Genomic DNA, 12324 nt, shown 5'->3' with positions numbered 1-12324 from the left:
ATCTAGGAGTAATTATGCGCAGACAATATCACTTTAGAGCAGTGGGTAAGGATACTTATATCTGGGATGTTCATCATTTGCTGAAGTTAACCCAAAACTTGATGCCTAAGAAGGTTTTATTGGCTGATATTCAAGAGTTAAACGAAGCCTATTGGTTTCCAGATCAATCTCCAACAACCCAGCAAATCATTGAGCACTTTCAATTGATTCAAGACGCTGATCTGAGTTATCCAATTATCTTGTGTGCGCAAGGGAGAGTCATGGATGGAATGCATCGTGTGGCTAAAGCCAGTTTACTTCAACAAAAAGATATTCTCGCCGTACAATTTGAGCAAACGCCTGAACCTGATTTTATCAATGTGAATCAAGATGACTTGGATTATGAGGATTAAATCAATCTCTTGATTGACTTGAAGATTACATAACCCAAACAGGTTCGATTAGACTTTTGCACTGGAATCTTTTTACAGTAGAGAAAACAACATCAGGATAAAAACATGTTAGTGAGCGTAGAAGGGTTACAGCAAGGCGCATTTGAAACTGAACTGAGTATCGTGCCAAGAAAGGGTGAAACCATCCGAATTTTTTATGGGCCAGATGCTGAAGTTGAGGGTGAAATTGCAAATGTGCATCACATTGTCAATCAGCATGATGGTGGGCATAAAGTCATTATAACAATTCGACCGACATTCTAATTCGATAAAAGAAAAAACCTAGATAATATGATCTAGGTTTTTTCTTTTACAGGGTGATTACAGACCAAAATAATAAGCAAGCAGACAGATAATCACAGTCAAGATAATCAGTTTAATCACACCTGATGCACCCACTTTATGATGCTGGGCTTTATCTGATTGATGCTGTATTTCCATGGTTCGATCAATGATTTCAGGTTCTTCCGCTGTCAATTGAGCCGTCTGGTAATGATTTGCTATTTTCACAATCAGCTTGGCAAATAAATCATCGGTCTTCTGTGAAAAATTACGTAAATTGATTTGTTCTTCAGGACTCATCAATTCACCTGTCGCATGATAAGGATGTTGTCTTTGTTGTTGCAAATAATCAGCCAAAGCTTGGGTTCGATTTAACAGGCGATGTGCACAATCTGCTGGATAATCGGTTGGAATTAAGGCAAGTTGCTGGTTTGGTGTACTGATCGAATCAAATTCATAGCCATAGAAAGGAAGGTCTTGTTGTTCCGGTTCTGAGAAATGTTCTGCGTATTTGCTGTCAAACAGTTCTTTCTCCAAAAAAATAGCAACCTGATTCCAATTGACCTTCTGTAAGTCGGTATCAATTTTTTTAGCGAATTTATCATTCAACTCATAGCGCCACAATACTTCTTGGCGGAGTGTGATTTGTTGTGATGAGGGAGCATCAAAGACTTGATCACTGTTATCCCATTCAGCCAGTTCTTGTCCACAAATCCACGCGGTTTTTTTATTGCCTTGATGGCTTACGATAAAATGTGCAAAGGGGAGTAGCTCGACATTGGCATTGGGATTCTGCTCATCATTGAGTACGCTGGATAAATGTAGGCTGAGTTTTTTAACCCCCTGTTTTTTTAACCCTTCAAGCCAAATCTGAAAATGTTGTGCCAACAGGTGCTGGGAGAGTAAATCCCTAAAGATCAGTCGATTTTGATTGAAAATTGGATGTTCAATCCAGCGACTAAAATTGAGTTCACCTGCGAGAAACTCATTGCCATAAGTCACTAGTGCAAGCTGTTGTTTCCAGATTTGATCAAGCGCCATCGTTATTCTTTCTCATTGACGATATCGTTATCTTATACATTTTATTCAATTATTGAGCATTTTTTTACGAAAATTTAAAGGATTAATTGGGGGATCTGGCGATTTTATCTTCAGATTGCTGATTGAAAAAGGATGTTATTTAAACAGTGGTTTATCTTCATAAAATAGGTAAAAAGCTGATAAACTATAGCGTTTTATTATATTTCTATATTTTGTTGCTTTGAGAGTTACTATGTCACTGGAAGCCCTGACCACTGAAGCGCTTGCTGCCATTGCAGCGGCTCAAGACCTTGCTGCACTCGATCAAGTCCGTGTGCAATTTACAGGGAAGAAAAGCCAGCTTGCAGAGCAGTCGAAAGCACTTGGAAAAATGGATCCTGAAGAGCGAAAAGTACAAGGTGCTGCGATTCATGCTGTGCGTGAAGCAATCAATACAGCTTTGACTGAGCGTCAACAGACATTACAACAAGCTGAACTTGCAAAAAAACTGGCAAGTGAAACCATTGATATTACTTTACCAGGTCGCGGTCAGCGCATGGGAAGTATTCATCCTGTTACTCAGGTACAAGAGCGTATTTGCCAATTCTTTACCAAAGCAGGTTTCCAAGTAGCACACGGTCCAGAAGTTGAAGATGACTATCACAACTTTGAAGCCCTAAATATTCCTGGGCATCACCCAGCACGTGCCATGCACGACACCTTTTACTTTGACGCAACTCATCTGCTACGTACCCATACTTCGGGTGTGCAAATCCGAACCATGGAAACTAGCCAGCCGCCGATCCGTATCGTGTGTCCGGGGCGTGTTTATCGTTGTGACTCGGATCAAACCCATTCGCCAATGTTCCATCAGATCGAAGGGTTGTATGTTGCTGAAAATACCAGTTTTGCTGAGTTAAAGGGTTTGTTGATTAACTTGCTCAATGAATTCTTTGAAAAAGATTTAAAAGTACGTTTCCGTCCATCTTACTTCCCATTCACTGAGCCAAGCGCTGAGGTGGATATCATGGATGAACGTGGTCGTTGGTTAGAGGTTTTAGGCTGTGGCATGGTACATCCAAATGTACTGCGTGCTGCAGGAATTGATCCTGATAAATACAAAGGCTTTGCCTTTGGTCTAGGGGTAGAGCGTTTTGCAATGTTGCGTTATGGCATCAATGATTTGCGTATGTTCTACCAAAATGATGTGCGTTTCTTACGCCAGTTTGCCTAAACAGTTTTTCAGGATTAAAGAAGGTTTATACACATGAAAATTAGTGAAAATTGGTTGCGCAACTGGGTGAACCCAGCCATTGATAGCGATACATTGTCTGATCAATTGACCATGTTGGGTTTGGAAGTCGATGAATTAGCGCCTGTTGCAAAACCATTTACGGGTGTAGTTGTCGGTGAAGTGCTCACAGTTGAACAACACCCAGATGCAGATCGTTTACGTGTGACTACGATTAATATCGGTTCAGGTGAACCCTTACAGATCGTATGTGGTGCGCCAAATGTTCGCGTGGGCATGAAAGCCCCTGTTGCGACGATTGGTGCAGTACTGCCAGGTGATTTTAAAATTAAAAAAGGCAAGTTACGTGGTGTTGAATCACAAGGCATGCTTTGCGGTGCTTCGGAAATTGATTTAGAAGACAAAATTGATGGATTGCTCGAGTTACCTGCTGATGCACCGGTAGGAATGAATATTCGTGAATACTTAAAACTTGATGACAATGTGATTGACATCAGTATTACGCCAAACCGTGGTGATTGTTTTAGTATTCGTGGTATTGCCCGTGAAATCGCAGTCATTAACCAGCTTGAACTGAATGAACCGAAGATTCAAGCCATTCCAGAGACCATCGCGGATGAGAAAGCGGTGAACATCAGCACAGAGGGTACGCCTCGTTATTTAGGTCGTATCGTTAAGAATGTGAATGTGAAAGCGCCGACACCTGAATGGATGGAACAAGCATTGTCACGTTCAGGCATTCGCACGCATAGTATTTTGGTCGATATTACCAACTATGTATTGCTTGAACTTGGTCAACCGATGCATGCCTTTGACTTGGCCAAAATCGACGGTTCAATTCAAGTGCGCCAAGCACAGCCACAAGAAAAATTGACCTTGCTTAATGATCAAGAAGTTGAATTGCAAGATGACATGATGGTCATTGCAGATGATCAGAAGTTATTGGCCATTGCAGGGATCATGGGTGGGCTGGATTCATCAGTAACCGATGAAACTCAAGATATCTTCCTTGAAAGCGCATTCTTTGCACCTTTAGCCATTGCAGGTCGTGCACGTCGTTTCGGTTTGCATACTGACTCATCTCAGCGCTATGAGCGTGGTGTGGACTTTGAGTTGCCAATGAGCGCAATGCATCGTGCTTCTGAGTTGATTCAAGCCTTTGCAGGTGGTGAGTTTGGTCCAATTACAGTTGCTGAGCAAGTTGCTTTATTGCCAAAGCGTGAAGCGATTGCACTAAAACAAGCACAAGTAGACCAGTTGTTGGGTTATCAAGTGGCGGGCGATTTTATTGCTGATGCGTTAACACGTTTGGGCTGTGTGGTTGAAAGTAAAGCACAAGGTGAATGGAGCGTCGTTCCGCCATCACATCGCTATGATATGGCAATCTATCAAGATCTGATTGAAGAAGTGGCGCGTATTCACGGCTATGACAATATTCAAATCAGTTTGCCAAAAATTGATGTGAAACTGGAAAAGTATCAAGACCGTTTTGAAATTGCACAATTGCGTCAAACTGCGGTGACACTAGGTTACCAAGAAGCCATTAGCTTTAGTTTTGCTGATGCCAAGCTTGAAAAGCAATTGAATCCAAATGTACATCCATTAATGCTGGCTAATCCAATTTCAAGTGATTTGGCCGCAATGCGCAGTACCTTGTTATCAAGCCTGATCCCATGTGTGCAGTACAATTTAAACCGCCAGCAACAGCGTGTACGTTTCTTTGAGCTTGGTCTGCGTTTTGATTATCAAAATGCACAAAGCATCCATGACCTGAAACAGATTCCAACCTTGGCATTGATCGCTGTTGGCTCACGTACACCAGAGTCTTGGCATGCGAAGCCGCAGGCAATGGATTTCTTTGATTTCAAAGGTGAGGTTGAGGAGATTTTGGCTGCAGGACGTATCGGTGCTGAGTTTGTTCGTACGGAACGTGCTTGGTTACATCCGGGTCAGTCTGCTGAAATTTTAGTGAATGGACAGTCGATTGGTTATCTTGGTCGCTTACATCCTTCACTGGAAAGTGAGCTGGATTTGGGTATAACTTGGGTGGCTGAGCTGGATCAGCAGGCAGTTTTGCAATCTTATGTATCTAATTTTACAGAATTATCACGTTTTCCATCGGTTAGACGTGATATTGCGCTTTTAATCTCTGATAATATTGAGGTAAGAGATATTCAGCGGTTAATTGAGCAGACTGGTGGTGAGTTACTCGACTCAACATGGTTGTTCGATGTGTATACGGGGCAAGGGGTTGAACAAGGCAAACGCTCTTTAGCTTTTGCAGTGCTCTGGCAACATCCAACTCGTACGCTTGAAGATGCTGAAATTAAATCTGGTATGGATAACATTATTCAAGTGTTGGAAGACACTTACCAAGCGACATTGAGGGCCTCATGACAGCATTAACAAAAGCAGATATGGCGGACCATTTAAGTGAGCTTACTAGCTTAAATCGCCGCGAAGCAAAACAAATGGTCGAGCTATTCTTTGACGAAATCAGTCAGGCATTAATTGCTGGCGAACAAGTCAAACTTTCTGGCTTCGGTAATTTCGAATTACGTGATAAACGTGAACGTCCAGGGCGTAATCCAAAGACGGGTGAGGAAATTCCAATTTCTGCTCGTCGCGTGGTCACCTTCCGAGCGGGTCAGAAATTTAGACAGCGTGTTGGAAATGAGCAGATCGATTGATCTGCTTTTTTATACTTGTATTTTTAGTTTTATTTTTGGCCAAAAATTAGACATAAAAAGAGAACCGTTAGGTTCTCTTTTTATAATCTAAAATTAGATTATTGAGCAGCAGAAGCTTCAGCAGGAGCAGCTTCAGCAGCAACGTCAGAAGCAGCAGCTTCAGCAACGTCAGAAGCAGCAGCAGCAACGTCAGAAGCAGCAGCGTCAACAGCTTCTACAGCTTCAGATGCAGCTTGTACAGCTTCAGATGCAGCAGCAGTAGCGTCAGTAGCTGGAGCTTCTTCTTTCTTAGAGCAACCAACGAAAGCTAAAGTAGTAGCAATAGCAGCAACAACAGCGAATTTTTTGAATAACATGGCATCACTCTCATAAATTTGTGAGATTAAAAAAAACCTGAGTTAGTCTGTTTGTGCTTTTATTATTCCTAAACGCTTTAGGTAACAACGCAGGGAGCAGTCTAACTGGTCTGTCGCTATCGTATCAAAGCCATTCATGAATTACTACTGTTCTGTCCAACAAAACGACAAAAATGGGCAGAATTTGGCTATTTTTGATAGAAAATAACTATGGATAGTAAAATATAAATCGGTAAATTATGTGTTTTGGGTAGGGCTCTAAAATTATTTTTATTTAAATCAATTAGATAGTGAAATAACGGAATTTCCATTATTCATGTAAAAATTCTGTAAGCGTGTCAACCAAATAAAAAAAGCTACCATTAAGGTAGCTTTTTTAGGCTGAAATTTAAGTCGATGCTTTACGTTTCATCTGATCAAAGAAATCATCATTGGTTTTGGTTTCTTTCATTCGATCCAATAAGAATTCCATCGCAGCAAGTTCATCCATAGGATGGAGTAATTTACGTAAAATCCAAACTTTACGTAGATTTTCTTCACCCATTAAGCGCTCTTCGCGACGAGTACCTGATTTCTTGATGTTCATTGCAGGGAATACGCGTTTCTCAGCAATACGACGGTCAAGGGTAATCTCTTGGTTACCTGTACCTTTAAACTCCTCGTAGATGACATCATCCATCTTACTGCCCGTTTCAATCAGTGCAGTCGAGATGATCGTTAATGAACCGCCTTCTTCGATATTACGTGCAGCACCAAAGAAACGTTTTGGGCGCTCAAGGGCATGTGCATCGACACCACCAGTCAACACCTTACCTGATGAAGGAATCACGGTGTTGTAAGCACGGGCAAGGCGAGTAATCGAATCAAGTAAGATCACAACATCTTTTTTGTGTTCAACTAAACGTTTCGCTTTCTCAATCACCATCTCGGCAACTTGAACGTGGCGGGCAGGCGCTTCATCAAATGTTGATGCGACGACTTCACCACGGACAGTACGTTCCATTTCCGTGACTTCTTCAGGGCGTTCGTCAATTAAAAGCACAATTAAGAATACTTCAGGATTATTACGAACAATGGATTGCGCAATAGTTTGCAATAACATTGTTTTACCCGCTTTAGGTGGCGCAACAATAATCGAGCGTTGACCTTTACCAATTGGTGCAATCAGATCGACCACACGGGAAGTCAAGTCTTCAGTTGTACCATTACCGAGTTCCATGACCAATTGTTCAGTTGGAAATAGCGGTGTAAGGTTTTCAAATAAAATCTTATTACGTGAGTTTTCAGGTGTATCGTAGTTAATCTGGTTTACTTTTAATAAAGCAAAATAACGCTCACCTTCTTTTGGTGGACGAATGGTACCCGTAATGGTATCACCCGTACGTAGGTTAAAACGGCGAATCTGTGATGGGCTGACATAAATGTCATCTGGTCCCGCTAAATATGAACCAGCCGCAGAGCGTAAAAAGCCAAAACCATCAGAAAGAATTTCGAGAACACCATCACCAAAGATTTCTTCGCCATTCATGGCATGGCGTTTTAGAATGGCAAAAATAATATCTTGTTTACGGTTACGTGCCATGCCTTCAAGGCCCATAAACTCCGCAATTTTAATGAGTTCGCCAATGGGTTTTTTCTTGAGTTCAGTTAAGTTCATAAGTGGTCAGACAGAATGGAATAAGTGGAGGACTACGTTAGGGAAAGAATAAAAAATCGACCGCATACATACATGCTGAGGTAATTGTATTTACACAACCACGATTCAGTAGTCTGGTTCATTGTTTCAGAGAGATATGTGAAAACAATTGTTATTGCCGAGCGGCGATCTTATGTTTTGTGTCTTGTAAGAAGCGCAATGAAGTAGATTCCATTCAAAGCTTCTTGATCCAGAAATATAGAGGAAATCAAGCAAATTGTCAATTTTTACGAAAAAATACGCCATTTAAAAATAGCGTATTTCGTCTATTGACCATGTAACAATTGGATTAGATGTTTTGGTCAATGAAAGCTGCAAGCTTTGAACGTGGTGCTGCGCCAACTTGTTGAGCAACAACTTCACCATTTTTAAACATCAATAATGCCGGAATGTTACGGATGTTATATTTTACAGCAGTATCTTCACATGCAGTCACGTCAACTTTAACGATTTTTACTTTACCTGCATATTCATTTGACAAGTCTTCAAGTACTGGTGCAATGGCTTTACATGGTGCACACCAGCCAGCCCAGAAATCAACAAGTACAGGAGTTTCAGCATCTAAAACATCTGCTTGGAAGTTTGCATCAGTTGTATTAACAATAGTCGCAGACATGAGGTTGCTCCAAATTTAAGGAATAAAGTGCGAATTTGATCATCATCACGATGAATATTACATTGCTACTTTACTCAATGTAAGGGTTTGTTCCGATTATTCAAGTTTGAAAATGAAAAGTCTAATGGATGCTCACGATGTTGATCATCGACTTCTACAATCATTTATGCACGAAAAGCAAAAATACGTGGCTTTTATTGATGAAAATGACTTTAAAATTGTAAGCATGTGAATTACTCTAATGCGTGAATTGAGCATGGGTTTATATGAATAATGTCTGATTTTCTGATTGATGAAGAATTACTTGCTGCGATTGATATGGGATCGAACAGTTTCCATCTGGCAATTGCTCGTGTTGATCACGGTGAAGTTAAGAAAGTTGCTTCAATGTCAGAAAAAGTACAGTTGGCTGCCGGGCTGGATGAAAATAAGAATTTAACAGAAGCTGCGCAACAACGTGGACTGGCATGTTTAGCACGTTTCGTTGGGCGTTTGAGTTCGGTACAACCGAATCGTTTACGTATCGTGGCAACCAATGCGTTAAGACAAGCAAAAAATGGCCACGAATTTATTCAGAAAGCGGCTGAAATTTTACCTAAACCAATAGAAATTATTGCGGGACGGGAAGAGGCACGTCTGATCTATCTTGGTGTTTCTCATACCATGGCGAATGGTGGGCGTCGCTTGGTAGTGGATATAGGCGGGGGTTCAACCGAGTTTATTATTGGTGAAGAGTTTGAACCCTTACATACCGAATCATTGCAGATGGGCTGTGTTGCTTATAGTAAAACCTATTTCCCGGATGGTGAAATTTCACTGAAGGCCTTTGATAAGGCTGTAGTTGCTGCGCGTAAAGAAATGTCTGCCATTGCCAATACCTATAAATCTGTAGGCTGGGATACCGTCGTCGGTTCAAGTGGAACGATTAAGGCCTGCCGTCAGATTGCGGTAAATCTTGGCTTAAGTGATGAGCAGGAAAATCTGACCCGTGATGGTTTATATAAATTAAAAGATCGATTGCTTAAATTTAAACATATTACTGAAATTGATTTTGAAGGTCTGCGAGAAGACCGTCGAGCAGTTTTGCCAGCTGGACTTGCAATTTTGTTTGCCATTTTCGAAGTTCTCGATATTGATAAATTGGCATATTCGGATGGTGCATTACGTGAAGGCGTGATGTATGACCTACTAGGCCGTTTCAAGCATGAAGATATTCGTGATCGTAGTGTGCAAGCGTTGATGGGGCGCTATAACGCCGATCCAAAACAAGCAGAACGCGTAGTCAATACGGCACAGGAATTATTTGATGGGGTAGCAGATTCTTTAAAATTAACGACTGAAGACAGTGACTTACTGCGTCGTGCTGCTTATTTACATGAAATTGGATTAGCGATCAGTCACGGTGGCTATCATCGTCATGGTGCTTATTTATTACAACATTCCGATATTCCTGGTTTTTCACAAATTGATCAAAATCACCTTTCACACTTGGTTTCTCATCATCGTCGTAAGCTACGTGCGGATGCAAAAAATGATGTTTTAAAGGTGGGCGGTAGCCATTTACTTTATCTTTGTTTATTGCTTCGTTTGGCTGTTTTGCTGAACCATAGTCGTAGTGATCAGATGCTTCCTGCCATTGAATTGAGTGTTGTAAATGATCAACAATGGCAACTCAGTGTTTCTGGCGATGCGAAACAATGGCCTTTATTGGTTGCAGACTTGCATGATGAGCAAGTGCAATTTAAACATTGGGACATTGAGTTAAATATCCAGTCAGACAAATTTGTTGATTAACAATACATCCTCGTTAGGGATTATCTACGACTTATGAAAAATAAAGCGACTCAGTCCAAGGCTTGGGCTACGGTTCAAATTGCACGACATCCTGAACGTCCGCAATTTCTAGATTATGTCAGTGAAATCTTTACTGAATTTGATGCACTTCACGGTGACCGCCTATATGGTGATGATGGCGCCATGATTGGTGGATTGGCACGTTTTGACGGACAGCCCGTGATGGTGGTGGGTCAGCATCGTGGCCGCAGTACCCGTGAGAAGTTACAACATAACTTTGGGATGTGTAATCCGGAAGGCTATCGTAAATCACAACGTTTGCTTGATATGGCTGAGCGTTTTAATTTACCTGTATTTACTTTTGTGGATACGATGGGTGCATATCCAGGTGTGGGTGCAGAAGAACGCGGTCAGGCAGAAGCGATTGCTACCAGTTTGGCACAACTTTCAAGTTTAAAAGTGCCAGTGATTGCCACGGTTCTTGGTGAAGGTGGTTCTGGTGGTGCGTTGGGTATTGGTGTGGCTGATCGTGTGATTATGCTGTCACATAGTATTTACTCGGTAATTTCACCCGAAGGCTGTGCATCTATTTTATGGAAAACAGCAGATAAAGCAGCACAGGCGAGTGAGGCGCTGGCCTTAACCGCGGACAAGCTGAAAGCGTTGGGTATTGTTGAATATGTTGTGGATGAAGGTGAAGGCGCACATTTGCAGCCTGAAAAAGTCATGCATGATTTAAAAGATGTGCTTAAACAAGCCTTAGATGAATTGCAACCGATGGATGCCCAAGAACGATGCGACGCACGTTATCAACGTTTAATGAAGTTTGGCAGCAGCAATTTAGGCATCGCGTCTTAGCACAAACTCAGCATTTTTCTGAACAGACTCAATTCCTGATTGGGTGTAGCGGCGGCATGGATTCCATGCTGTTGCTGTATTTGATATCTGAACTTTTCCCGACCCAAAGCCGTGTCATTTATATTGATCATCAGCTGCAAAGCATGAGTGCTGAGTGGGGGGCGCTTGTACAACGCCATGCTGAAGCACTGAATATTCCTTTTATTGTTGAAAAAGTTTCTGTTGAAGCGGGTAATTTAGAACAACAAGCACGCAATGCACGTTATCAAGCTTATCAACAGCATTTAAAGTCCAATGAGATTTTAGTCTTGGCACATCATCAACAAGATCAGGCTGAAACATTGTTATTGCGTTTGTTTTCTGGCGCAGGCATGTACGGTTTGGCGGCGATGCAGCAGTTTGATGTACGTTCAGATCTGAGCATTTGGCGTCCGTTTCTTCAACTCAGTCGTGAACAAATTGTGCAATGGTCAGCGCAACTCGATTTTGATTATGTGACTGATCCAAGCAATTACGATACGCATTATGACCGGGCATGGTGCCGGGAAGTGCTCTGGCCGGTTTTGCAACAACGTTTCCCAAAAATGCAGGCGGCTATCACGCGTACTAGTGAGTTATTGCAGGATGCGGCTGAAATACTGGATCAGGTATTGCAAGCAGATTGGCAAGATTGTGCAACAGATCGTGAACTTGATCTGAATAAACTAAGTCAACTTTCAACGGCGCGACAACGACAGCTATTGTCTGCTTGGGTGAAAGGAAATGATCAATATCGTCCAAGCTTCGATATGGTGCAACGTTTACAGCAAGAAGTGATTCTGGCAAAACCTGATGCGCAGGCATGCTTGCATATCAATCAGCATTATTTTGTACGTTATCAGAAAAAAATATATCGCTTAACACAGGCTGAGCGTGATGCAGAAAAAACTTCTTCATTTCCAGATGTTTTAATGCAGCATTATGAGATCGGAAAAACGATCGATGTCGCAGCTGGACGATTTACGATTTGCCTTCATAAAATCGGACTTTCAACCCAACTGTTAGGACGTGAGCTCAGCTTGATACAGCGACAAGGCGGTGAAAAGATTCATCTCTATGGACGGGTTGGAAGCTGGCCGTTGAAAAAAGCCATTCAAGAGGCACAGATTTTGCCTTGGTTACGTCATACAATTCAAATATTAGTCGTAGATAATGTTATGCTTGGGGTTTTTAGCCCAAAGGGTTTTTGGTTGGCGCAATCTGAGTATTTAGAACAGGGTGGTTGGCAACCAAGTTTAATTTCTGACTGTAATGACTTTTTTCATCAGTCTATTTCATATGACGAGTAGG

General features: G+C 41.7%; 12 protein-coding genes. 8 read left to right on the top strand and 4 right to left on the bottom strand.

Annotated features, from left to right (window positions below):
- Positions 1 to 14: 14 nt before the first annotated feature.
- Together NQU59_RS00165 and NQU59_RS00160 are read left to right on the top strand one after the other, a co-directional pair.
- Positions 15 to 392, top strand: coding sequence for a hypothetical protein (locus NQU59_RS00165; protein ID WP_257064441.1), 378 nt, complete (start codon positions 15 to 17; stop codon positions 390 to 392).
- A gap of 105 nt (positions 393 to 497) precedes the next feature.
- Positions 498 to 695 carry a hypothetical protein gene (locus tag NQU59_RS00160; RefSeq protein ID WP_005239609.1) on the top strand — a complete coding sequence of 66 codons (198 nt, stop codon included), beginning with the start codon at positions 498 to 500 and terminating at the stop codon, positions 693 to 695.
- Between the two features lie 57 nt (positions 696 to 752).
- Here the strand turns inward: NQU59_RS00160 and NQU59_RS00155 are convergent, their stop codons facing one another.
- Entirely contained in the window at positions 753 to 1754 is a 1002-nt protein-coding gene (locus NQU59_RS00155) for a hypothetical protein (RefSeq protein ID WP_257064440.1), read from the bottom strand.
- Between the two features lie 232 nt (positions 1755 to 1986).
- Here NQU59_RS00155 and pheS point away from each other — a divergent pair, with 232 nt between their 5' ends.
- From pheS to NQU59_RS00140, 3 genes are read left to right on the top strand one after another with little or no spacing between them, the layout of a single operon-like run.
- On the top strand, positions 1987 to 2967 hold the full coding sequence (gene pheS, locus NQU59_RS00150) for a phenylalanine--tRNA ligase subunit alpha (RefSeq protein WP_005239606.1): 981 nt from the start codon (positions 1987 to 1989) through the stop codon (positions 2965 to 2967).
- A 33-nt stretch (positions 2968 to 3000) separates the two neighbouring features.
- Positions 3001 to 5382 (top strand): phenylalanine--tRNA ligase subunit beta, encoded by a 2382-nt coding sequence (gene pheT, locus NQU59_RS00145; protein ID WP_005239604.1) that lies wholly within the window; start codon positions 3001 to 3003, stop codon positions 5380 to 5382.
- Complete coding sequence (locus NQU59_RS00140) at positions 5379 to 5675, top strand: integration host factor subunit alpha (protein WP_000126166.1); 297 nt, start codon at positions 5379 to 5381, stop codon at positions 5673 to 5675. The genes pheT and NQU59_RS00140 overlap by 4 nt, the downstream gene beginning before the upstream one ends.
- Before the next feature lie 98 nt (positions 5676 to 5773).
- On the opposite strand, the gene NQU59_RS00135 is transcribed toward NQU59_RS00140, so the two are convergent.
- The 3 genes from NQU59_RS00135 to trxA form a co-directional block, all read right to left on the bottom strand.
- Positions 5774 to 6031: a hypothetical protein gene (locus NQU59_RS00135; protein WP_005239601.1), complete on the bottom strand. Its 258-nt coding sequence runs from the start codon at positions 6029 to 6031 to the stop codon at positions 5774 to 5776.
- Between the two features lie 388 nt (positions 6032 to 6419).
- Entirely contained in the window at positions 6420 to 7688 is a 1269-nt protein-coding gene (gene rho / locus NQU59_RS00130; RefSeq protein ID WP_004881796.1) for a transcription termination factor Rho, read from the bottom strand.
- Positions 7689 to 8016: 328 nt separating this feature from the next.
- Entirely contained in the window at positions 8017 to 8343 is a 327-nt protein-coding gene (trxA, locus tag NQU59_RS00125; RefSeq protein WP_005239599.1) for a thioredoxin, read from the bottom strand.
- 273 nt (positions 8344 to 8616) lie between these two features.
- Between trxA and ppx the strand changes: the two genes are divergently transcribed.
- From ppx to tilS, 3 genes are read left to right on the top strand one after another with little or no spacing between them, the layout of a single operon-like run.
- Positions 8617 to 10137 carry an exopolyphosphatase gene (ppx, locus tag NQU59_RS00120; protein WP_005239597.1) on the top strand — a complete coding sequence of 507 codons (1521 nt, stop codon included), beginning with the start codon at positions 8617 to 8619 and terminating at the stop codon, positions 10135 to 10137.
- A 33-nt stretch (positions 10138 to 10170) separates the two neighbouring features.
- A complete protein-coding gene (locus NQU59_RS00115; RefSeq protein ID WP_005239596.1) occupies positions 10171 to 10995 on the top strand; it encodes an acetyl-CoA carboxylase carboxyltransferase subunit alpha in 825 nt (274 codons plus the stop codon).
- Positions 10932 to 12323: a tRNA lysidine(34) synthetase TilS gene (gene tilS, locus NQU59_RS00110; RefSeq protein ID WP_257064434.1), complete on the top strand. Its 1392-nt coding sequence runs from the start codon at positions 10932 to 10934 to the stop codon at positions 12321 to 12323. The genes NQU59_RS00115 and tilS overlap by 64 nt, the downstream gene beginning before the upstream one ends.
- The last annotated feature ends 1 nt before the right edge of the window (position 12324 follow it).

Origin of the sequence: Acinetobacter colistiniresistens, from assembly GCF_024582815.1 — a bacterium.
Taxonomy (GTDB): domain Bacteria; phylum Pseudomonadota; class Gammaproteobacteria; order Pseudomonadales; family Moraxellaceae; genus Acinetobacter.
This window is presented reverse-complemented; position numbering and strand designations above follow the sequence as displayed.

Excerpts from the sequence above, each read along its gene's own strand:
- ppx (WP_005239597.1), top strand. The coding sequence starts at position 8,617 with ATGTCTGATTTTCTGATTGATGAAGAATTACTTGCTGCGATTGATATG.
- NQU59_RS00140 (WP_000126166.1), top strand. The coding sequence starts at position 5,379 with ATGACAGCATTAACAAAAGCAGATATGGCGGACCATTTAAGTGAGCTT.
- tilS (WP_257064434.1), top strand. The coding sequence starts at position 10,932 with ATGCGACGCACGTTATCAACGTTTAATGAAGTTTGGCAGCAGCAATTT.
- trxA (WP_005239599.1), bottom strand. The coding sequence starts at position 8,343 with ATGTCTGCGACTATTGTTAATACAACTGATGCAAACTTCCAAGCAGAT.
- NQU59_RS00160 (WP_005239609.1), top strand. The coding sequence starts at position 498 with ATGTTAGTGAGCGTAGAAGGGTTACAGCAAGGCGCATTTGAAACTGAA.
- NQU59_RS00115 (WP_005239596.1), top strand. The coding sequence starts at position 10,171 with ATGAAAAATAAAGCGACTCAGTCCAAGGCTTGGGCTACGGTTCAAATT.
- rho (WP_004881796.1), bottom strand. The coding sequence starts at position 7,688 with ATGAACTTAACTGAACTCAAGAAAAAACCCATTGGCGAACTCATTAAA.
- NQU59_RS00135 (WP_005239601.1), bottom strand. The coding sequence starts at position 6,031 with ATGTTATTCAAAAAATTCGCTGTTGTTGCTGCTATTGCTACTACTTTA.
- pheS (WP_005239606.1), top strand. The coding sequence starts at position 1,987 with ATGTCACTGGAAGCCCTGACCACTGAAGCGCTTGCTGCCATTGCAGCG.
- NQU59_RS00155 (WP_257064440.1), bottom strand. The coding sequence starts at position 1,754 with ATGGCGCTTGATCAAATCTGGAAACAACAGCTTGCACTAGTGACTTAT.
- pheT (WP_005239604.1), top strand. The coding sequence starts at position 3,001 with ATGAAAATTAGTGAAAATTGGTTGCGCAACTGGGTGAACCCAGCCATT.
- NQU59_RS00165 (WP_257064441.1), top strand. The coding sequence starts at position 15 with ATGCGCAGACAATATCACTTTAGAGCAGTGGGTAAGGATACTTATATC.